The sequence below is a fragment of the Cellulosimicrobium composti genome (assembly GCF_009711085.1).
GTDB lineage: Bacteria > Actinomycetota > Actinomycetes > Actinomycetales > Cellulomonadaceae > Cellulosimicrobium > Cellulosimicrobium composti.
The window spans coordinates 93,586-114,039 of the sequence record NZ_WMKA01000006.1 but is presented as its reverse complement, the minus strand read 5'-3'; the positions used below and the strand labels follow the sequence as shown (position 1 = coordinate 114,039).

At 75.7% G+C, this 20,454-nt stretch carries 22 protein-coding genes; 6 read left to right on the top strand and 16 right to left on the bottom strand.

What is annotated here, in order from left to right; translation table 11 throughout:
- Positions 1-85: 85 nt before the first annotated feature.
- From GJV82_RS04500 to GJV82_RS04475, 6 genes are all read right to left on the bottom strand, one after another.
- The gene (locus GJV82_RS04500) at positions 86-988 is read right to left on the bottom strand and encodes a sulfurtransferase (protein WP_404812921.1); all 903 of its coding nucleotides are present in this window, start codon (positions 986-988) and stop codon (positions 86-88) included.
- Complete coding sequence (gene rimI / locus GJV82_RS04495; protein ID WP_024840354.1) at positions 985-1,536, bottom strand: ribosomal protein S18-alanine N-acetyltransferase; 552 nt, start codon at positions 1,534-1,536, stop codon at positions 985-987. Before rimI ends, GJV82_RS04500 begins: the two co-directional genes overlap by 4 nt.
- Positions 1,533-2,267: a tRNA (adenosine(37)-N6)-threonylcarbamoyltransferase complex dimerization subunit type 1 TsaB gene (gene tsaB / locus GJV82_RS04490; protein ID WP_318657264.1), complete on the bottom strand. Its 735-nt coding sequence runs from the start codon at positions 2,265-2,267 to the stop codon at positions 1,533-1,535. Before tsaB ends, rimI begins: the two co-directional genes overlap by 4 nt.
- Positions 2,268-2,298: 31 nt before the next feature.
- Positions 2,299-2,841: a tRNA (adenosine(37)-N6)-threonylcarbamoyltransferase complex ATPase subunit type 1 TsaE gene (tsaE, locus tag GJV82_RS04485; RefSeq protein WP_155098374.1), complete on the bottom strand. Its 543-nt coding sequence runs from the start codon at positions 2,839-2,841 to the stop codon at positions 2,299-2,301.
- Positions 2,838-4,049, bottom strand: coding sequence for an alanine racemase (gene alr, locus GJV82_RS04480; protein ID WP_318657279.1), 1,212 nt, complete (start codon positions 4,047-4,049; stop codon positions 2,838-2,840). Before alr ends, tsaE begins: the two co-directional genes overlap by 4 nt.
- A 190-nt stretch (positions 4,050-4,239) precedes the next feature.
- Positions 4,240-5,235 (bottom strand): GlxA family transcriptional regulator, encoded by a 996-nt coding sequence (locus GJV82_RS04475; RefSeq protein ID WP_155098373.1) that lies wholly within the window; start codon positions 5,233-5,235, stop codon positions 4,240-4,242.
- Positions 5,236-5,305: 70 nt separating this feature from the next.
- Between GJV82_RS04475 and GJV82_RS04470 the strand changes: the two genes are divergently transcribed.
- Entirely contained in the window at positions 5,306-6,160 is an 855-nt protein-coding gene (locus GJV82_RS04470; protein ID WP_155098372.1) for an MBL fold metallo-hydrolase, read from the top strand.
- A 9-nt stretch (positions 6,161-6,169) separates the two neighbouring features.
- On the opposite strand, the gene GJV82_RS04465 is transcribed toward GJV82_RS04470, so the two are convergent.
- Entirely contained in the window at positions 6,170-7,120 is a 951-nt protein-coding gene (locus tag GJV82_RS04465) for a pseudouridine synthase (RefSeq protein WP_155098418.1), read from the bottom strand.
- Positions 7,121-7,176: 56 nt separating this feature from the next.
- Entirely contained in the window at positions 7,177-8,946 is a 1,770-nt protein-coding gene (locus GJV82_RS04460) for a bifunctional ADP-dependent NAD(P)H-hydrate dehydratase/NAD(P)H-hydrate epimerase (RefSeq protein WP_155098371.1), read from the bottom strand.
- A gap of 135 nt (positions 8,947-9,081) precedes the next feature.
- On the opposite strand from GJV82_RS04460, the gene GJV82_RS04455 reads away from it, so the two are divergent.
- A complete protein-coding gene (locus GJV82_RS04455; protein WP_155098370.1) occupies positions 9,082-10,131 on the top strand; it encodes a TIGR03560 family F420-dependent LLM class oxidoreductase in 1,050 nt (349 codons plus the stop codon).
- A gap of 100 nt (positions 10,132-10,231) precedes the next feature.
- Here GJV82_RS04455 and GJV82_RS04450 read toward each other — a convergent pair whose 3' ends face one another.
- Positions 10,232-10,771: a hypothetical protein gene (locus GJV82_RS04450; protein WP_155098369.1), complete on the bottom strand. Its 540-nt coding sequence runs from the start codon at positions 10,769-10,771 to the stop codon at positions 10,232-10,234.
- On the opposite strand from GJV82_RS04450, the gene GJV82_RS19905 reads away from it, so the two are divergent.
- On the top strand, positions 10,770-11,108 hold the full coding sequence (locus GJV82_RS19905) for a hypothetical protein (protein WP_225873078.1): 339 nt from the start codon (positions 10,770-10,772) through the stop codon (positions 11,106-11,108). The genes GJV82_RS04450 and GJV82_RS19905 overlap by 2 nt on opposite strands.
- On the opposite strand, the gene GJV82_RS19900 is transcribed toward GJV82_RS19905, so the two are convergent.
- The 3 genes from GJV82_RS19900 to GJV82_RS04435 all read right to left on the bottom strand — a co-directional run bounded on the left by GJV82_RS19900 (position 11,053) and on the right by GJV82_RS04435 (position 12,980).
- Positions 11,053-11,424: a DedA family protein gene (locus tag GJV82_RS19900; protein WP_318657262.1), complete on the bottom strand. Its 372-nt coding sequence runs from the start codon at positions 11,422-11,424 to the stop codon at positions 11,053-11,055. The genes GJV82_RS19905 and GJV82_RS19900 overlap by 56 nt on opposite strands.
- A 15-nt stretch (positions 11,425-11,439) precedes the next feature.
- The gene (locus GJV82_RS19895) at positions 11,440-11,712 is read right to left on the bottom strand and encodes a DedA family protein (RefSeq protein ID WP_225873077.1); all 273 of its coding nucleotides are present in this window, start codon (positions 11,710-11,712) and stop codon (positions 11,440-11,442) included.
- Between the two features lie 149 nt (positions 11,713-11,861).
- Positions 11,862-12,980 (bottom strand): glycosyltransferase family 4 protein, encoded by a 1,119-nt coding sequence (locus GJV82_RS04435; RefSeq protein ID WP_225873076.1) that lies wholly within the window; start codon positions 12,978-12,980, stop codon positions 11,862-11,864.
- Between the two features lie 136 nt (positions 12,981-13,116).
- Here GJV82_RS04435 and GJV82_RS20645 point away from each other — a divergent pair, with 136 nt between their 5' ends.
- Together GJV82_RS20645 and GJV82_RS04425 are read left to right on the top strand one after the other, a co-directional pair.
- The gene (locus tag GJV82_RS20645; RefSeq protein WP_318657261.1) at positions 13,117-15,288 is read left to right on the top strand and encodes an amylo-alpha-1,6-glucosidase; all 2,172 of its coding nucleotides are present in this window, start codon (positions 13,117-13,119) and stop codon (positions 15,286-15,288) included.
- Positions 15,285-15,620, top strand: coding sequence for a MerR family transcriptional regulator (locus tag GJV82_RS04425; protein WP_155098368.1), 336 nt, complete (start codon positions 15,285-15,287; stop codon positions 15,618-15,620). The genes GJV82_RS20645 and GJV82_RS04425 overlap by 4 nt, the downstream gene beginning before the upstream one ends.
- A 395-nt stretch (positions 15,621-16,015) precedes the next feature.
- On the opposite strand, the gene GJV82_RS04420 is transcribed toward GJV82_RS04425, so the two are convergent.
- From GJV82_RS04420 to glmS, 4 genes are all read right to left on the bottom strand, one after another.
- On the bottom strand, positions 16,016-16,663 hold the full coding sequence (locus GJV82_RS04420) for an SDR family oxidoreductase (protein ID WP_318657260.1): 648 nt from the start codon (positions 16,661-16,663) through the stop codon (positions 16,016-16,018).
- Positions 16,570-16,854: a type IV toxin-antitoxin system AbiEi family antitoxin domain-containing protein gene (locus tag GJV82_RS20860; protein WP_155098367.1), complete on the bottom strand. Its 285-nt coding sequence runs from the start codon at positions 16,852-16,854 to the stop codon at positions 16,570-16,572. The genes GJV82_RS04420 and GJV82_RS20860 overlap by 94 nt, the downstream gene beginning before the upstream one ends.
- Before the next feature lie 173 nt (positions 16,855-17,027).
- Positions 17,028-17,378 (bottom strand): holo-ACP synthase, encoded by a 351-nt coding sequence (locus tag GJV82_RS04410; RefSeq protein WP_155098366.1) that lies wholly within the window; start codon positions 17,376-17,378, stop codon positions 17,028-17,030.
- Positions 17,379-17,468: 90 nt separating this feature from the next.
- Positions 17,469-19,346, bottom strand: a complete 1,878-nt coding sequence (gene glmS / locus GJV82_RS04405; RefSeq protein WP_155098365.1) for a glutamine--fructose-6-phosphate transaminase (isomerizing) — start codon at positions 19,344-19,346, stop codon at positions 17,469-17,471.
- Between the two features lie 127 nt (positions 19,347-19,473).
- On the opposite strand from glmS, the gene GJV82_RS04400 reads away from it, so the two are divergent.
- On the top strand, positions 19,474-20,367 hold the full coding sequence (locus tag GJV82_RS04400; protein WP_155098364.1) for a DUF72 domain-containing protein: 894 nt from the start codon (positions 19,474-19,476) through the stop codon (positions 20,365-20,367).
- Positions 20,368-20,454: the final 87 nt, after the last annotated feature.

Sequence of the window (20,454 nt, the reverse complement as noted above, 5' to 3'; positions counted from 1 at the left end):
TCACCGTCCGACGCGAGGCGGCACCCCCGCGGGGTGCCGCCTCGTCGCGTCCGGGACGGCGCGCCGTCGTGCGTGCGCCGGGAGGTCAGGTCGCCGCGGGCCGCTCCGGGTCGTTCGACCACTGCGACCACGAGCCCGCGTAGAGCGCCGCGTCGACGCCGAGCGTCGCGAGCGCCGCGACCTCGTGCGCCGCGGTGACGCCCGAGCCGCAGTACACGCCCACGGCCGGGCGCGCGCCGTCCGGCGTCGCCCCGGGCAGCGCGCCGAGCCCGGCGAACCGCTCGCGCAGCGCGCGGGCAGGGAGGAACGAGCCGTCGTCGGCGAGGTTCTCGGTCGTCGGCGCGCTCACCGCGCCCGGCACGTGCCCGGCGCGCGGGTCCACCGGCTCGACCTCGCCCCGGTAGCGCTCGCCCGCGCGCGCGTCGAGCAGCACGCCCGACGCCGCGAGGTCGGCCGCGCCGTCGGCGTCCAGGACCGGCATGCCGCCCGGGGTGACGACGACGTCGCCCGGCTCGGGCCGCACCTCGCCCTCCTCGAGCGGGAGCCCGGCGGCGCGCCACGCGGCCAGACCGCCGTCGAGGATCCGCACGTCGTCGTGGCCCGCCCAGCGCAGCAGCCACCACGCGCGCGCCGCGGACGTGCCGCCGACGGCGTCGTAGACCACGACCGGACGGGCGGCGCGCACGCCCCAGCGCCGTGCCGCGGCCTGGAGGTCGCCGGGGTCGGGCAGCGGGTGGCGTCCCGCGGCGGGCGACGGCGGCGCCGCGAGCTCGGTCTCGAGGTCGACGTACACCGCGCCCGGGACGTGCGCCGCGCGGTGCTGCTCGCGGCCGTCGGTGACGCCGAGCGCCCACCGGACGTCGAGCACGACGGGCGGCGCCTCGCCCGCGAGCGCCACGGCCAGCGCCTGCGCGCCGACGAGCACGCGCTCGCGGCGCGCGGCGTCGAGGTCCTCGCCCGGCTCGCGGACGAGCGGCGCGCCGGTCACGCGACGACGCCCGTCTCGGTCGCGGTGCCGTGGTCCGGGGCGTCCGGCTCGTCGGACGGCGCGGTCGCTCCGAGCTCGAGCCGCATGGTGTACGCGTCGACGTCCTCGGGCTGGTAGTAGCGCTTGCGGATGCCGAGCTGCTCGAACCCGTACTTCGCGTAGAGCGCGAGCGCAGGGTCGTTGTCGACCCGCACCTCGAGCAGCACGGCGCTCGCGCCGAGCTCCCGCGAGCGCTCGATCAGGGCCTCGAGCAGCGTCGAGCCGACGCCCTGGTGCTGGAAGGCGGGGTCGACGCCGATCGTCATGACCTGCGTGACGTCGCCGTCGTACCAGAGGCCGGCGTAGCCGACGAGGGGCTGCGGCCCGGCAGCGTACAGGCGCACCGGCTCGGCCGCGACGTACCAGCGGCCGAGGCCCGCGAGCTCGTCGGCGAGCATCCCGTACGTCCACGCGCCCCGCCCGAACAGCTCGCGCTCGAGCTCGACGACCCGGTCGAGGTCCGCCGCCCTGAGCGGGCGCAGGCGGATCTCGTAGCGGCGCGCGCTCATCGGGCCCGCTCCGCCTCGACCGGGACGGCGCCGCCGTCGCTCGCGCGCTTGCGGGCGGCCGCCTCGTGCACGTCCGGGCGCCGCAGGTAGAGCGGCTCCGTCGGCTGGTCCGCGCCTGCCTCCCGGCGAGCGACGGCGAGCCGGGCGAGCACCGCGGCGTCGGGCACGAGCGGTGCGTCGTCGGCGGCGTCGAGCACGTCCGGGTAGAGCTCGGCGCCCTCGCCCACGACGACGGCGCCCGCGGCGTGCTCCGCGGCCGCGGCGGCCGGTCCGACGTCGGGGCCCGCGACGGTCGCCAGGACGGGGACGGCGTGCGGGCCCTCGTGCGCGACGACGCGGTACCGCGCCCAGTACACCTCGCGGCGGCGCGCGTCGGTGGCGACGAGCACCTCGTCGTCGGGCTCGAGGCCGAGATCGCTCACGGCCTGCGCGGCGACCGCGTCGAGGCTCGGGACGCCGAGCACGGGGACGCCGAGCGCGAAGCCGAGCGCGCGCGCCGTCACGAGCCCCACGCGGAGCCCGGTGAACGGCGCCGGCCCCGTGCCGACGGCGACCGCCGTGAGGTCGCGCCGGTCGACGCCCGCCTCGGCGAGCGCCTCCTCGACGAGGGGCGCGAGCGCCTCGGCGTGGCGCCGGCGCTCGGGCGCGTCGCGGCGGGCGAGACGGGCGCCGTCGTCGGCGACGACGGCGACGGTGACCGAGGCGGAGGTGTCGAGCGCGAGAACTGGCACGGTCCCAGCCTACGGCGGCGCGGCGGCCCGCTCAGCCCGCGAGCGCGGCGACGTCGAGGTCCGCCCAGCGCGCCCCGACGCCGCGCACGGTCACGCGCCGCTCCCCCGCCTCGGGGGCGTCGTCGTCCGCGTCGCCGCCCGCGTCGTCGGCGCCGCGCGGGCGCTCGAGGACGATCTCGAGCCGGTCGCCCGCGAGCGCCTCGACGAGCCCGCTGCCCCACTCGACCACGGTCACCGACTCCTCGAGGCTCGAGTCGAGGTCGAGCGCGTCGACCTCGTCGAGCGACCCGAGCCGGTAGGCGTCCACGTGCACGAGGGCGGGCCCGCCGACGAGCGACGGGTGCTCGCGCGCGACGATGAACGTCGGCGACGCGACCTGGCCCCGCACGCCGAGCCCGGCCCCGATCCCCTGCGTGAGCGTCGTCTTGCCGGCCCCGAGGTCGCCCGTGAGGATCACGAGGTCGCCTGCGCGCAGCACCGCGGCGAGCGCACGGCCGAACGCGCGGGTCGCGTCCGCGTCGGCGAGGACGACGACGCCGTCCGGGCGGGTCGTGGGGGTCGGGTCGTCGCTCATGCGCGGACCGTCCTTTCCGTGCTCCGGTGGCCCGCCAGGATCGCGCGCGCGCCGTCGTCGAGCACGTGGACGCCCACGTGCTCGCGCGGCACGCGCCCGCCGAGGCGCGTCGTGATCTCGTAGCTGATGGTGCCGGCGACCTGCGCCCAGTCCTCGGCGGTGGGGACGCCGTCGTGCTCGACGCCGTCGCCCGCGCCGAACAGCGTGACGACGTCGCCTGCGCGCTCGGTCGCGCCGGGGCCGAGGTCGAGCACGAGCTGGTCCATGCAGACGCGGCCCGCGACGCGCAGGACCCGCCCGCCGGGCGCCCCGGGGCGCGCGCCGACGAGCACGGGACCGCCCGGTGTCCCGGCCGGGCCGCCGCCTGACGCGTGGCGCGGGATGCCGTCGCCGTACCCGAGCGGGACGACGCCGAGCGTCGTGTCGCGCGGCGTCGTGTAGTGGTGCGAGTAGGAGACCCCGTGCCCGCCCGGCACGCGCTTGACGGTCGCGAGGCGCGCCTCGAGCGTCATCGCGGGGCGCAGCCCGTGCCGGGACGGCGGGCCCTGCTGCGGGACGGGCGTCAGGCCCCAGACCGCGAGCCCCGGGCGCACGAGGTCGTAGTGCGTGCGCGGTGCGGTGAGCGTCGCGGCGGAGTTCGCGAGGTGGCGCAGCTCGGGCCCGACGCCCGCGCGCTCGGCGCGCCGGACGGCGTCGTCGAGCACGTCGGCCTGCGCCGCGACGGTCGGGTGGCCGGGCTCGTCGGCGAACGCGAGGTGCGACCACATGCCGACGACCTGGACGGCGCCCTCGGCCCGGGCGCGCGCGACGGCGTCGAGCACGTCGGGCAGGTCGGCGGGCATGATCCCGTTGCGGCCGAGGCCCGTGTCGACGGCCAGGTGCACGCGGGCGGTCCGGCCCGCGGCGCGCGCCGCGGCGACGACCTCGTCGACCGCCCAGCGCGCGGCGACCGACACGTCGACGTCCGCCTCGACGAGGTCGCGCAGCGCCGCGCCCGGCGCGTACAGCCACGTGAGGATCCGTGCCCGGTCCGGGCCGATGCCCGCGGCGCGCAGGGCGAGGGCCTCGCCGGGCTGGGCCGTGCCGAGCCACGTCGCCCCGCCCGCGAGCGCCCCGAGCGCGCTCGGGACGAGCCCGTGCCCGTACGCGTCGGCCTTGACGACGGCCATCACCGCGGCCGACGGCGCCGCCCCGGCCAGGGCGCGCACGTTGTCGCGGACCGCCTCGAGGTCGACGACGGCGCGCGCCGGGTACGTGCGGGGGTCCGGCCCGTCCGGGTCGTGCTCGCCGGGCGGGTCGGTACGGGGTGCGCCGGCGGGTGTGCCGCGCGAGGTCGTGCGCCGGGTGTCGCTCACGGTCGTCGATTCTCTCACCGTCGCCGCCCGGCGCCCGGGCCGCTCACCGGACGCCGCCGAACTCGACGCGGTAGCGCGAGGGGCTGGTACCCAGCCGGGTGCGGAAGTGGTGGCGCAGCGACTCCGCCGACCCGAGCCCGGCCGCCTGCGCGACGCGCTCGACCGGCAGGTCCGTCGTCTCGAGGAGCTCGCGCGCGCGGTCGACCCGCTGGTCGAGGAGCCACTGCACGGGGCTGAGCCCGGTGCGCGCCGCGAACCGCCGCGTGAACGTGCGCCGCGACGTCCCGGCCGCGCGCGCCCAGGCGTCCAGCGACACCGGCTCGTCGAGGTGCGCGCGGGCCCAGACCATCGCGACCTCGACCGGGTCGGCCGCGTCCTGCGGGGGCACCGGCGCGGGGACGAACTGGGCCTGCCCGCCGGTGCGGTGCGGCGCGAGCACGAGCGCGCGGGCGACCCGGGCCGCGACGCGCGCGCCGTGGTCGCGGCGCACGAGGTGCAGGCAGCAGTCGAGCGCGGCCGCGGTCCCGGCGGACGTGACGACGTCGCCGTGGTCGACCCACAGCACGTCGCTGCGGACGGTGACGCCGGGCTGGTCCCGGGCGAGCCGGTCCGCGGCGTGCCAGTGCGTCGCGACCTCGCGCCCGTCCGCCACGCCGCTCGCCGCGACGAGGAAGGCGCCCAGGCACAGGCCGACGACGCGCGCGCCCCGCTCGTGCGCGGCCCGGACCGCGTCGAGGAGCGCTCGGGGCGGCGCGACGTCGGGGTGCCAGCTCGGGAGCACGACGGTCCCCGCGTCGCCGAGGGCCTCGAGCCCCTGGTCGACGTGCAGCGCGAACCCCGCGGACGTCGCGAGGCGGCCCGGCGTCGGCGCGCACACCACGACGTCGTACCCGGGCGCGTGCTCCGGGCCGGCGACGACCGCCTCGGACCCGAGGACGAGGCTGGGGACGGCGAGGTGGAACGGGCTGATGCCGTCGAACGCCACGACGGCGACCCGCTCCGGGCGCGGCCGGGTGGCGGCGGGGGCGGTCGTGGTCATGGCCCGATCCTACCGATCATCGACCTCCGGGTCACTGGTCGCGGGCCGGACGGAGCGCGAGGCTCGACCCATGACCACCGCACCGCACCCCGCACCCCGGCCCGGGACCTCGGGCGCTCCCGGGACGACCGACCCCGCGCACGGCGGGCCGACCCTGCTCCACGTGGGCGGACCGGCGCTCCTGCTCCGCCTCGGCGGGCTGACGATCGTCTCCGACCCCGGGTTCGACGCGCCCCGCGACTACCCGCGCCCCGGCGGCGGCACGAGCACGCGCCTGCGCGGGCCCGCCGTCGCCCCCGACGCGCTCGGGCCGCTCGACGTCGCGCTCGTCTCGCACGACCAGCACGTCGACAACCTCGACCTCAGCGGTCGCGCCCTCCTGCCGGGCGTCCCGCACGTGCTCACCACACGCGCGGGGGCCGAGCGTCTGGCGCCCGAGGTCCCGGGCGTCGTCGGGCTCGCGCCGTGGCAGAGCGTCGACGTGCCGCGGCCGGACGGCGGCACGCTGCGCGTCACGGGCGTCCCCGCGCGCCACGGCCCCCGGGGCGCCGAGCGCGTGCTCGGCGACGTCACCGGGTTCGTGCTCGACGGCGCCGGGCTCCCCCGCGTCTACCTGTCGGGCGACAACGCGGCGCCGGAGCTCGTCGCCGACGTCCCCGACCGGCTCGGTCCCGTCGACGTCGCGATCGTCCACGCGGGCGCCGCACGCGTCCCCGTGATCCTCGACGGCGCGGCGCTCACGCTCGACGGCGCCGGGGTCGCCGAGGTCGCGCGGCTGCTGCGGCCCCGCCTCGTCGTGCCCGTGCACGCCGAGGGGTGGGCGCACTTCAGCGAGTCGGTCGCCGACGTCGAGCGCGCCCTCGCCGCCGCCGGCCTGGCGGGGCTCCTGCGCGTCCCGACGCCCGGGGTCGCCCTCGACCTGTGACGCCCCCGCTCACCAGGCGTCGAGCACGCGGTCCGTCTCGAACCGCCGCTCGCGCCCGGTGAGCGGGTCGGTAAACGCGAGCGAGCGCGACACGAGCTGGAGCGGTCGCGAGTAGTCGTCCGGCGCGACGTCGTACGGCTCGGGGTAGAAGTTGTCGTGCACGATCGGCACGCCGAGCCGCGCCATGTGCAGCCGGAGCTGGTGCGTCTTGCCGCTGTGCGGCTCCAGCCGGTAGCGCGCGAGGCCGCGGGCCGGGTCGGCCTCGACGACGTCGACGCGGCTCTGCGCGTTGGGCTCGCCGTCGACCTCCTCCGCGCGCATGACGCCGCGGTGCTTGACGATGCGGCTGCGCACCGTCGTCGGGAGGTCGAGCGCGGGGTCCCACGGCGCGACCGCCTCGTACGTCTTGCGCACCTCGCGCCGCGCGAAGAGCTCCTGGTACGCGCCGCGCACCTGCGGTCGCAGCGTGAGCAGCAGGACGCCGGCGGTCACCCGGTCGAGCCGGTGCGCGGGGCTCAGGTCGGGCAGGTCGAGGTCGCGGCGCAACCGCACGAGCACCGACCGCGCCACGTACGACCCACGCGGGATCGTCGCGAGGAAGTGCGGCTTGTCGACCACCAGCAGGTCCCGGTCGCGGTGCAGCACCCGGACCTCGAACGGCACGTCCGGCTCGACCGGCGGGTCGCGGTAGAGGAACACGAACCCGCGCGGCTCGTAGGGCGTGCGCGCGTCCACGGGTCGCCCGCGGCCGTCGACCACCTCGCCCGCCGCGACCTTCTCGGCGAGACGTACGGCGTCGTCCGGGAAGCGGTGGCGCACGTAATCGAGCGTGCGCGCGAACCGCGCGACGCTCTCGGCGTCGTGCGGGAGCACGAGGCGCGTCGGGTTGAGGCCGTCGCGCACGGGGAGGGGGACCACGCCTCCACGGTACCGGCGGCGCCGCCCCGACCCGCCGAACATGCGGATGCCGCCCGTCGGAGCGGCCGGACGGGCGGTCACCGCATGGTGGGCGGCGGTCAGCGCGCGGCGAGCAGCGCGGCGACCACCGCGGGGACCGCGTCCGCGACGTCGAGCGCCGCGACGGGACCGCCCGGGTTCGCGCGCTCGGCCGCGAGCCCGTGCACGACGGCGGCCGCAGCGGCGAGCCGCGCCGTGTGCCCCGGCTCGTGCACGACCCGCTCCGCGTGCGCCGCGAGCACCGTGCCGAGGATGCCGGCGAGGACGTCGCCCGCGCCCGCCGTCGCGAGCCACGCGGGAGCGTCCGCCTGGGACCACGCGCCGTCGGGCCCGACGACGACCGTCGCCGACCCCTTGAGCAGCACCGTCGCGCCGGTGGCCTCGTGCGCGCGGCGTGCCCAGCGCAGCGGCTCGGCCTCGACGTCGGTCCGCGTCACGTCGTCGCCGCGCTCCCGCAGGAGCGTCGCGAGCTCCCCGGCGTGCGGCGTGAGCACGACCCACGGAGGGCACCGGTCCGGCACGAGCGACAGCGCGCCCGCGTCGACGACCACCGGCACGCGCCCGCCCACGACGCCGGCCGAGGGCTCGCCCGTCGCGGCCGCGAGCGCGTACCGGACGCGCTCGTGCTGGCCGCCGTCGTCGACCGGGTCGTCGTCCGGGCCGGGGACCGGCGGGACGCCCGGCCCCAGCACCCAGGACTGCACCCGGCCCGCGGCGGGCACCACCTCGGGGCGGGCCGCGAGGACCGCGCGCGTCACGTCGTCGGGCCCCCGGTAGCGCACCATGCCCGGCCCCGTGCGCACCGCGGCGGTCGCGGTGAGCACCGCCGCGCCCGGGAACGTCGGGGTCCCCGCCACGACCCCGACGACGCCGCGCGTGTACTTGTGGTCCGTCGCCCCCGGCACGGACCACAGGGCGGCGACGTCCGCGCGCTCGAGCCGGCGCACGACCGGCGTCGCGGACGCGTCGGCCCGGGCGGGTGCGCCGTTCCCCGCGGCCGCGCCGGCGCGTGCGCCGTTCTCCCCGGGTGCGCCGGCGCGTGCGTCCCGGGGTGCGCGGTCCTGGGCGGGTGCGCCGAGCCGCAGCCCGATGTCGACGACGGCGCCGTGCCCCGCGAGGTGCGTCGCGGGCGGCAGGAGCAGCCCCGGCTTGGCCGCACCGAACGTCACCGTGCGGTCCGCCCGCAGCACCGGTCCGGGCACCGTGCCGTCGTCCACGCCGATGCCGCTCGGCGCGTCCACCGCGACCACCCACGGGCGGCCGGGCTCGCCCGGGCCGGCACCGTCGTCGAGCACCGTGCTCAGGCGTCGCACGAGGTCCGCCGCGACGCCCCGCAGCGCCCCGCGCGCCCCGATGCCCACGAGTCCGTCGAGCACGACGTCGGCGCGCGCGACCTGCGCGGCGACGCGGTCGGCGACGTGCGGGTCGAGATGGTCGTGCGACCGTTCCGTGCGCGACGCGTCGTCGGGGCTGCCGACGAGCACCTCGACGCGCCCGCCCGCCGCCCGCAGCGCCTGGAGGCCGCCGACGTGCGCGTGCTCCCCCGTCAGCACGGCCAGCACGTCCACCCCGCGCCGCGCGAGGTACGCGCCCGCGTGCAACGTGTCCCCGCCGTTGTTGCCCGACCCCACGAGCAGCACCGCCCGGGCGCCCGTGACGCGCCCGTCCCGGCGGCCGCCGTCGGGCAGGGCGACCGACCGCCGTCGGGCGAGGTCGCGCGCGACGACGGTCGCGAGCGCGAACGACGCGCGCTCCATGAGCGGGACCCCCGCGGCGAGCAGCGGCTCCTCCGCGGCGCGCACGTCGGCGACGGACCAGGCTTCGATCATGACCTCATCCTGCCCACCGGGCGCCGAGGTCGCCTGCGCGCGGCGTCCCACGGGCCCGGGCGCCCGACCGCCGAGGGCTGAGACGGTTCCCGCGGGCGCGCTGCGGGCCGCGCGGACCCGCATAGGGTGACGAGCATGCGATTCGGACTCTTCATCCCGCAGGGCTGGCGCTACGACCTCGTCGACGTCGCGCCCGAGGACCACTGGAAGACGATGCTCTCCCTGCTGCACTACGCCGACAACGCCGCGGCGGGCGAGCCCCTGCCGGGCGGCGAGTTCGCGTGGGACGGCGTGTGGGTCTACGACCACTTCCACACCACCCCCACCCCGAGCGCCGAGGCGACGCACGAGGCGTGGACGCTCATGGCGGCGTTCGCCGCGGCGTCGCAGCGCGTGCGCCTCGGCCAGATGTGCACGTGCATGGCGTACCGCGAGCCGACCTACCTCGCGAAGGTCGCCGCGACGGTCGACCACGTCTCGGGCGGCCGCCTCGAGATGGGCATCGGCGCGGGCTGGTACGAGCACGAGTGGCGCGCCTACGGGTACGGGTTCCCCGGCGCGGGCGAGCGCCTGCGCGCGCTCGACGAGGGCGTGCAGATCATGGCGCGCATGTGGCGCACGGGCTCGTCGGGCACGTTCGAGGGCCGGCGCTACCAGGTGGACGGCGCGCTCTGCTACCCGCAGCCCCTGCAGCGGGTCGTCGTGGACGGCGAGGGCGCCGTGCCGAGCATCCCCCTGTGGATCGCGGGCGGCGGCGAGAAGAAGACGCTGCGCATCGCGGCGCAGCACGCCCAGTACACGAACTTCGACGGATCGCCCGACGGCTTCGCCCACAAGTCCGCCGTGCTCGAGCAGCACTGCCGCGACCTGGGCCGCGACGTCGGCGAGATCACGCGGTCGGCGAACTACAACGTCGTCATCGGCGAGACCGAGCGCGACGTCGCGGACCGCCTGGCCCGGATCGAGGAGCACGCGCGCCGCTGGTTCCCCGAGAAGGCGGACGACAACATCGCGTCGTGGCGCAGCGGCCCGCTCGTCGGGACGCCGGAGCAGATCGTCGAGACGCTCACGGGCCTGCGCGACGAGGGCCTCGGCTACGCGATCGGCTACTTCCCGTTCGCCGCGACCGACCGCGACCAGCTCGAGCTCTTCCAGCGCCAGGTGATCCCGGCCCTCCAGGCCTGACCCGCCGCCCCACGCCCAGCGCCGAACATGCGGTTGTCGCTCGTCGAGACCTCCTGACGAGCGACAACCGCATGCTCGGCGGGAGGCAAGCGCATGGTCGTCACCGGTGCAGCGCAGCACGGACCGTGCGGCCGATCGTGCCGACGTCCCGACCGGTGAACCGCAGGACGTCGATCCGCCCCGTCGCGACGAGCCGGTTCTGCCGCGCCCGGTCGGCGAACACCGCGTCCGGGGTGTCGTGGACGTCCCGCCCGTCGAGCTCCGCGACGAGCCACCGACCGTCGCGGTAGCGCCAGGCCATGTCCCCGCGCGCCACGACCCGACCCCCGTGGTCGTGCACGGGGAGCTGCAGCGTGTGCGGCGGCACCCCCTCGTCGACGCAGTCGAGGCGGGCGAACGACTCGAGCGGCGACTCGGACCGGGCGTCGGCGAGCCCCCACACGACGTGACGACGCGCGACGCCACGCCTCCCGCGCGCGTGGTCGTGCGCACGCCGCAGGCCGTCCGCGTCCGCGAGGCCCTGGTGGAGAGCCGAGTCGAGCACGGCCAGGGCGTTCGCCCGTGGAAGCTCCGGGACGGCCTGCGCGAGCGCCCAGTCGAGCGTCGCGACGCGCCGGCCCGCGAGCTCCGTGGTCGTCATGCCCGCGTCGAACTGGCGCAGCGCGATCCCGTCGCGGTCCCGCCGGTTCCGTCCTCGGGGGACCGCGGCCTCCGGTCGCACCGTCGCCGGGAGCCCCCGCACGCCGTGGAGCACGAGCGCGCACGACCCGACCGCGACCGCGTCGTCACCGAACGCGGAGCTCGACGACCACGCGCTGCTCGCGGTGGTCGTGCTCGCCGCGCTCCCCAGCGCGCAGAACGTCTTCAACTACGCGCAGCGCTACGAGGTCGGCGAGGTGGTCGCCCGCGACACCGTGTTCCTCACGACGCTGGGATGCCTGCCGGCTCTGTTCGCGTGCGCTCTGCTTCTGGGCTGAGCGAGCGCTGACGCAGGGCGATCACGCGATCGATCGCGATCCCGAGCACGATCGCGATGCCTGCGCCGATCGCGGCGCCCAGGAGCGGCTGCTCGCGGAGCCAGGTGCCGGCGATGAGGCCGATGCCGACGGAGTACGCCGCCCAGGCGGCCGCCGCGACGAGCGCGAGCGGCACGAAGCGGCGGGGCGGATAGCGCGTCGCGCCGGCGGTCAGGTTCACGGCGACGCGCCCCACGGGGATGTAGCGCGCGATGAGGATGAGCGAGGCGCCGCGCCGATCGAGGCCCGCCTGCGCCCACTCGATCGTCCGCCGCACGCGCCCGATCCGCGTTCATCCGAAGCGCTCGGTCCCGATCGCGCGCCCCAGGAGGTAGGTGAGCCCGTCGCCGACGAAGGCGCCGCACGCCGCGAGGAGCGCGATGAGCCAGGGCACCGGCTCCCCCGTCGCTGCGACGATCGCCGCAGCCGACACGATCACCGTCTCGCTCGGGACGGGCGGGAACAGCCCGTCGACCGCGCACACGGCGAACGCGACGAGGTAGATCCAGGGCGAGGTCGCGGTGTCGAGCAGCACCGTGGCGACGAGGTCGAAGAACGCGGTCATGGGGATCCCTCCGGGTCGCTTACGACGCTACGGAGGGGCGTGCGGCGCGTTGTCACCCCGTGGGTGCGTTCCCATCCCCCTGGAGGATGACTCGTGTCAGTCCGGGACGGCCGCGCGAGCGATGCGCGGCCGTCCCGGACGGGCTCGGCTCAGGCAGCGGCGGCCGTGAGAGAGCGGATGGTCTCGCTCCCCTCGGCGAGGACGCGGTAGACCCGCTCGTACCCCTCGGCCATCACCGGCAGATCGAACCGCGTCTCCGCATCGCGGCGGCAGACCGCGGGATCGAGATCGCCCGCGCGCTGGATCGCCTGCGCGAGGGCGTCGAGGCCGTCGACGACGAACCCGGTCTCGCCGTGCCGGACGATCTCGGGCACGCTGCCGCGCGGCGTCGCGACGACGGGCGTGCCGCAGGCGAGCGCTTCGGCCATCACCATGCCGAACGGCTCCTCCCACTGGATCGGGAAGACGAGGCAGGCGGCGCTCGCGAACAGCTCGCGCTTCACGCTCGCGTCCGCCTCGCCCACGTAGTCGGCGTCTCGGCCCAGCAGGGGGCGCACGGCGTCGGCGAAGTACTCGCGCTCGGCGGTCTCGTTGAGCTTGCCGGCGAGCACGATGCGACGCCCCGCACGCCGTGCGGCCTCGATGGCGAGATGCGCCCCCTTGTCGGGGCTGAAGCGCCCGATCCAGAGCACGTGATCCTCCTTGTCCGGGCGGAACGGAAAGCTCGGCACATCGATCGCGTTGTGCACCGTCCCGACCCAGTTCAGGTCAGGAGCCTGACGACGCTGGGCGTCGGAGATCGCGACGAGGTCGACGCTCGACCCGAGCCGGCGGTAGTAGTCGCCGTTGTCACCCGTCACCGGCCCATGCATCGTCACGAGCGTCGGGATGGCGCGCGAGCGGGCGAGCAGGGGCCCCGCCGCGGAGTTGTCGTGGACGATGTCGAGCTCGCGCTCGTCGAGCGAGCGCGCCGCCTCGGCCGCGAGCACGACCTCGGGCATGACGCTCGACCCCAGCAGGTGCGAGGGCGGCTCGTCGTACACCCGCACGTGGCGCTGCGCGCGTGTGCGGCGCTCCCCCGAGGCGACGAGGGTCACCTCGTGTCCGCGGGCGACGAGCTGGTCGACGAGGGCCGCGACGACGGCCTCGGTTCCCCCGTAGCCACGCGGCGGGAGCTCGAACCACGGCGGCGCGATCATCCCGATCCGCAGCGGGCGCGTGGCCACCTCGTCCTCCGGTGTGCCCTCTCGTTCGACGATCAGCGACATGCGCGTACCTCCTCCATCGGCGCTATCGCAAGGTGGGGTGAAGAGCTCGACGTTGAGCCGTCGCTTGTCAGGTTACGAAGAGGAAACCTACGATTGCAAGTGAAGGTTTTCAGAGCGCCCGTCAGAGAGGAGCACCGTGACCGACATCGTGTCGACCCCCGTCGAGACCGCAGACGACGTGGAGCCGCGGACCTCCCGGCCGCCCATCGACGACGATCGCACCCGGCCCCGAGGACTCGGCACCGTGCCGCAGCCTCAGGCATCCGTGACCCTCGTCGAGGGATCGTCGTTCTGCGTCTCCCGCCCCGATGGCGACATCGTCCCTCGTCAGGCCGATGGCCTCTTCGTGCAGGACACCCGCGTGCTGTCTCAGTGGGAGCTGCGCATCGACGGCCATTCGGTCGAGCCTCTCGGGATCATCCCGGCAGAGCCCTTCGAGACGCGCTTCATCGGCCGCGTTCCGGCCCGCCCCGGCAACATCGAGCCGACGATCATCGTCGAGCGGCGCCGGCTCGTCGGCAGCGGCATGCGCGAGGACCTCGCGATCTCGAACTACGGGAGCGAGCCGGCGGGTCTCAACGTCGTCCTCCACGTCGACGCGGACTTCGCCGACCTCTTCCAGGTCAAGGAGGGCCGGGCCGAGCGGCCGGCGGGCGTGACGGGCGGGTTCGACCGGGACGGACTCCACTTCCGCCTGGAGGGCGAGGGGACGGCCCAGCGGGGCGTGCGCGTGTCGGCGCCCGGAGCGCAGGCCGCCTCGGGAGCGCTCGCCTTCCGCATCGTCGTCGAGCCGGGCGGCACGTGGCGAGGCAGCATCGAGGTTCGACCGGCCGTGGACGGCAGCGAGCTGGCCGCGTCCTTCCCGCTCGGCGACCCGGTGGAGGGCACGCAGCCGGCGCTGCGCATGCGCGGGTGGCACGACGCGACACCCTCGATCTCGGTGGCGAACACGGTGCTGGCGGCCGCACTCGCGACAAGCGAGCGCGACCTCGGTGCGCTCCGCATCGTCGACCCGTCCCATCCCGAGGACGAGGTCGTCGCGGCGGGAGCGCCGTGGTTCATGGCCCTCTTCGGCCGGGACTCTCTGCTCACCAGCGCGATGATGATGCCCTTCGCGCCGAGTCTCGCACTCGGGACCCTGCGCGCCCTCGCTCGGCTGCAGGGCGCGCGCGAGTCGGCGATGACGGAGGAGCAGCCCGGGCGCGTCCTCCATGAGGTGCGGCTGGGAGCGGACCTGTCGCTCGCCCTCGGCGGCGATCGGGTCTACTACGGATCGATCGACTCGACCCCGCTCTTCGCGATGCTCGTCGGCCAGGCGCGGCGCTGGGGAGCTCCCCGCGAGGCCATCGAGGAGCTGTGGCCGCATGTCCGACGCGCCATGGCGTGGATCGACCACTTCGGCGACCGCGACGGCGACGGGTTCGTCGAGTACCAGCGCAGCACCGACCGCGGACTCGCGAACCAGGGATGGAAGGACAGCTCGGATGCCATCGCCCACCGCGACGGCACCGACGCGCAGGCGCCCATCGCGCTCGCCGAGGTCCAGGGCTACTGCTACGCGGCGCGGCTCGCGGCCGCCGAGATCGCGGAGACGCTGGGCGAGGCGGCGTACGCGGCCGAGCAGCGCTCGCGGGCCGCTGACCTGCAGGCGCGCTTCCACGAGGCGTTCTGGCTGCCCGACGAGGGCTTCTACGCGCTCGCGCTCGACGCGCGCAAGGAGCCGGTGCGCGTGCTCTCCTCGAACGTCGGGCACTGCCTCTGGACCCGCATCGTGCCCGACGAGGTCGCCGACCGGGTGATCGACCGCCTGCTGCAGCCCGATCTCTTCACCGGCTTCGGCATCCGGACCCTCTCGTCGCGGTCGCGGCGATTCAACCCCGCGAGCTACCACAACGGGTCGGTCTGGCCGCATGACTCTGTGCTCGCGGCCGCAGGCATGGCCCGGTACGGGCGCCGGGATGCCGCGGTCGAGGTCGCGACCGGTCTCCTCGATGCGATCGAGGCGTTCGACGGGCGTCTCCCCGAGCTCTTCTGCGGCTTCGCGCGCGACGACAAGCCCCTGCCGATCCCCTACCCGACGTCGTGCTCCCCGCAGGCGTGGGCCGCCGCGACGCCGTTCGAGATCCTCCGGATCTGCCTCGGGCTGGATGCCGACGTTCCCGAAGGCCGCCTCGACATCCGATCGGTGCCGCCCGCGATCGGCCGCGTCGAGATCACCGGCCTGCCGGTCGGGCCGTGGCGCCTCGACCTCCGCGCAGATGAGGCCCGCGCCGAGGTCTCCGGACTGCCTGAAGGGATGGGGACATGAGCGACGACGCCGAGACGAGCGACGGCGAGCCCGCGTCGCCCCTGGACGACCAGACCGCGCCGTTCTACACGATCGGGCAGGTCTCGTCGCTGCTCGGGATGCCGCAGGCTGCGCTGCGTCGCCTCGACGACCAGGAGATCGTCTCGCCCGAGCGCTCCGAGGGCGGCCAGCGCCGGTACTCGCGGAACGAGGTCGATCGACTGCGCGAGGTGGCGACGCTGACGGAGGAGGGTGTCACCCTGCCCGGCGTGCGGAAGGTGCTCGCCCTCCGGCGCCGCGTCGAGGCACTCGAAGAGGAGATCGCCGACCTCCGCGCGCGCCGGCCGGAGTGAGCCCGCGGGGCAGGATCGGGCCGGCCGCCGACAGTCGCACGGCGAGCGCGGCGAGGAGCGCGGAGAGGACGGCCGTCGCGGGGCCGAGCCCGAGCGCGAGCACCGCGGCCACCGCGGCCACCCCCGTGAGAGTCGCGAGGGCCGCGCGCCCTGCCTGCTCGGTGACCGACTCCGCACCCGAGCGCGCGTGCCGCGCCTCGAAGCGGCGATGGCCGGCCAGGGCGCGACCGGCGCCACCGCGATCGCGCCGACCTGCAGGAGGGCGAGTGCGAGCGCCCAGCCCGGCGGGACGCCGTGCACGGCGGCCTCGAACGGCGCGCTGACGGCCGCGAGAGCGGCGCTCGCGAACCCGATGGCGACCCACCAGGCAGGCGAGAGCCCCCGCGCGCTGTCGGTCACTCCGTGCCGCGGAACCCGCTGATGTCGCCGACGATGCGCTCGTTGTCCGCGGGGATCGGGTCGACGATCGCCTGCGCGATCTCGGCGGCGAACTCCGAGACGTTGTAGAGGCGACCCGCCTCCTCGCGCCGCGCCGCGATCGCGCCGGGGTTCACGCGCTCCAGGAGCGTCGCGGTGATCGTGCCCTCGATCATGTCGCCCGAGACCACGACGAAGTCGACGCCCTTCTCGGTGAGGGCGGGGATGCGCTCGCGCAGCGCGTCCTCGCCCGCGCGCTTCGACAGGGCCACGGGCTCGTACGCGTCCATCGTGGGCGTCGTGCGGATGAAGTGCGCCTGGTGGCTCGTGACGAACACGACGCGTCCGCCCGCGGGGATGATCGGCAGCGCGGTCTCGAGGACGTTCACCTGGGCATCGCGGTTGAGTCGGAGCGCGTAGTCCTCGCCGACGCCCGTCTCCATGCCGCCCGAGGCGTTGAGCACGAGCACGTCGAGCGACCCGAACTCCTCCTTGACCGCGTCGATCATCGCCGAGACCGAGCCCGGGTCGGTCAGGTCCGCGCCGACGACGAGCGCCTTGACGCCGAGCTCGCGCACCTCGGCGGCGAGCTTCTCGGTGCGGCGCGGAGCCGACGCTCGTCCCACGACCGCCCGGCGAGCGGGACGGCGCCGACGTCGTAGACGCCGCGCGTCACGCGCACGACGGTCCCACGGCGTACCAGGCCGGCGACGTCCTTGTCGCTCAGGCCGTGGTCGCGGGCCTGCGCGACGGAGACAACGCCACCCTGGCCCGCCGCGACGGCGAGGAGGGTCGGGGGAAGCTGGGCACGACGCACGGGTGCCACCCCACCGCACGAGGAGCGCTCGCCGTCGGGCCGGGGAGGCGCGCTGTGGAGGGTGACCGGGACGACCGGCCTGTGGACGACCGACTATCGCTTCGCCCACCATACGCCTACCGCCCGTCCAGCCGTTCCGACAGGCGACGACCGCATGCTCGGCGGGTGGTGCGTCAGCCCTCGGCGACGACCATGGCCGAGGCGATGCCGGCGTCGTGCGAGATGCTCAGGTGCCAGGACGTGATGCCGAGCGCGTCGGCCCGGGCCGCGACGGTGCCGGTGATCTCGACCTGCGGGGGCCCGCCGACGACGCGGTGCACCGTCGCGTCGTGCCACCGCATGCCCGCGGGCGCACCGAGCGCCTTGGCGATCGCCTCCTTCGCGGCGAACCGCGCGGCGAGGGACGCGGGCGGCAGGTCGCGCTCGGCGGGGGTGAAGAGCTTCTCCCGGAGCCGGGGCGTGCGCTCCAGGGTCTCCATGAACCGCGCGACGTCCACGACGTCGATCCCCACGCCCTTGATCATGCGCCCACCCTACGGCGGACCGCCGAGCATGTGGTTGTGGCCCGTCCGGACGTCCGGACGGGCCACGAGCACATGCTCGGCGGTGAGGGGTTACTCGACCGTGACCGACTTCGCGAGGTTGCGCGGCTGGTCGACGTCGAGGCCCTTCGCGGTCGCGAGCGCCATCGCGAAGATCTGCAGCGGCACGACCGCCAGCAGCGGCGAGAGCAGCGTCGGCGACTCCGGGACCCAGAAGATCTCGTCCGCGTAGGGGCGCACGGCGTCGTCCCCGTCCTCCGCGATGACGAGCGTGCGGGCGCCGCGCGCCCGGATCTCCTGGATGTTCGAGATGACCTTGGAGTGCAGGCCCTCGCGGCCCTTCGGCGACGGCACGACGACGAACACCGGCTGGCCCTCGTCGATGAGCGCGATCGGCCCGTGCTTGAGCTCGCCCGCCGCGAAGCCCTCCGCGTGGATGTACGCGAGCTCCTTGAGCTTGAGCGCGCCCTCCAGCGCGACGGGGAACCCGACGTGGCGCCCGAGGAACAGCACCGACGTCGCGTCCTTCATCGACCGGGCGGTCGCGCGCACGTACTCGCCGCGCTCGATGACCGTCTGGATCTTGCGCGGCATGTCGCGCAGGTCCTCGAGGATGGCCGAGATCTCGTCGGGGAACTTGTTCCCGCGCAGCTGCGCGAGGTAGAGGCCCAGGAGGTAGGCAGCCGTGATCTGCGAGAGGAACGCCTTGGTCGAGGCGACCGCGATCTCCGGGCCGGCGTGCGTGTAGAGCACGGCGTCCGACTCGCGCGGGATCGTCGACCCGTGCGTGTTGACGATCGAGATGACCTTGGCGCCCTGCTCGCGCGCGTGGCGCACGGCCATGAGCGTGTCCATCGTCTCGCCGGACTGCGTCACGGCGACGACGAGCGTCTTCTCGTCGACGATCGGGTCGCGGTAGCGGAACTCGTGCGCGAGCTCGACCTCGACCGGGATGCGGCACCAGTGCTCGATCGCGTACTTCGCGACGTGGCCCGAGTAGGCGGCCGTGCCGCACGCCACGACGATGATCTTGTCGACCGACCGCAGCACGGCCTCGTCGATGCGCAGGTCGTCGAGCACGAGCTTGCCGGACGGGTCCGTGCGGCCGAGCAGCGTGTCGGCCACCGCGTGCGGCTGGTCGTGGATCTCCTTGTCCATGAAGGACGAGAAGCCGCCCTTCTCCGCGGCGGCCGCGTCCCAGTCGACCGTGTAACGCTTGGCCTCGGCGGGGTTGCCGTCGAAGTCCGTCACCTCGACGGACGTCGGCGTGATCGTGACGATCTGGTCCTGGCCGAGCTCGAGCGCCTCCTTGGTGTGGGAGATGAACGCCGCGACGTCGGAGCCGAGGAAGTTCTCGCCCTCGCCGAGCCCGACGACGAGCGGCGAGTCGTGCCGCGCGCCCACGACCGTGTCCGGTGCGTCGGCGTGCACGGCGAGGAGCGTGAAGGTGCCCTCGAGCCGGCGCGCGACCTGGCCCATCGCGAGCGTGAGGTCCTTCGTCTCGCGGTACGCGCGCGCCAGGAGCTGCGCCGCGACCTCGGTGTCCGTCTCGGACCGGAACTGCACGCCCTCGGCGAGCAGCTCGCTCTTGAGGGTCGCGAAGTTCTCGACGATCCCGTTGTGGATCACCGCGAGGCGGTCGTCGTCCGCGAGGTGGGGGTGGGCGTTGGTGTCCGTCGGACCACCGTGCGTCGCCCACCGGGTGTGCCCGATCGACGCGGTGGCTGCGGGCAGGGGGTGGAGGTCGATCTCCTCCACGAGGTTCGCGAGCTTGCCCGACTTCTTCGCGAACGCGACGGCGTCGACCCCCGGCGCGACGAGCGCGACGCCGGCCGAGTCGTAGCCGCGGTACTCGAGCCGTCCGAGTCCTTCGAGAGCGACGTCGAGGGGTCGCCCCGAGGCCTCTCCGACCATGGTTCCAGGGCCCACGTAGCCCACGATTCCGCACATGGTGATCGAGTCTAGCCCCGGACCCGGCACCCTTCGGAGCGGCACGATCCCGCGGTTTTTCGTACGGTTCGCTGCCTAACCGACGCTCGGCGCGCGAGCGGCTCGCGCGGCGGCGAGGGTGGGTCCCATGCCCAGCGTCCGGATCGGCCTCTCGGGGTGGCGCTACGCCGACTGGCGCGGCCGCTTCTACCCCCGCGGCCTGCCGCAGCGTCGCGAGCTCGAGCACGTCGCGTCGCTGTTCCCGGCCGTCGAGCTCAACGGCACCTTCTACTCGATGCAGCGGCCGTCGTCGTTCGTCGCGTGGCGCGAGCAGACGCCCGAGGGGTTCACGTTCGCGGTCAAGGGCCCGCGCTTCGTCACCCACATGAAGCGGCTGCGGGACGTGCGCACACCGCTGGCCAACTTCTTCGCGAGCGGGGTCCTCGCCCTCGGCGACCGGCTCGGTCCGGTGCTGTGGCAGCTCCCGGCGCGCACGGCGTTCGACGCCGCGACGCTCGACGACTTCCTCGCGCTCCTGCCGCGCACGACCGGCCAGGCGGCGCGCCTCGCGACGGAGCACGACGACCGCCTGCGCGCGCCGGCGTGGACCGAGGTCGACGACGACCGCTCGCTCGTCCACGCGCTCGAGCCGCGGCACGCGTCGTTCGCCGACGACGCGGCGCTCGGCCTCCTGCGCGCGCACGGGGTCGCGTTCGCGATCTCCGACGGCGCGGGGAGCTGGCCACTCGTCGACGCCGTGACGAGCCCGCTCGTGTACGTGCGCCTCCACGGCGACCAGGAGCTCTACACGAGCGGGTATCGGCCGCACGTGCTCGACTCGTGGGCCGAGCGCGTGCGGTCGTGGCACGACGCCGGGCACGACGTCGAGGTCTACCTCGACAACGACGTCGACGCGCACGCCCCCGAGGACGCGCTCGCGCTCATGGCGCGACTGGCCGACGTCGCGATCCCGGGCCTCGGCCCCACCCCCGAGCCCCGGCCCGCGCGGCGCACGACGACGGCGCGGGGCGGGCGCGGATGAGCGTGCCGGACCGCGCGCTCGACCGCGCGGCGGAGCCCGGGGTGGCGCGCGTGCACGTCCACCCGCACGCATCCGGCAGAATCAGGC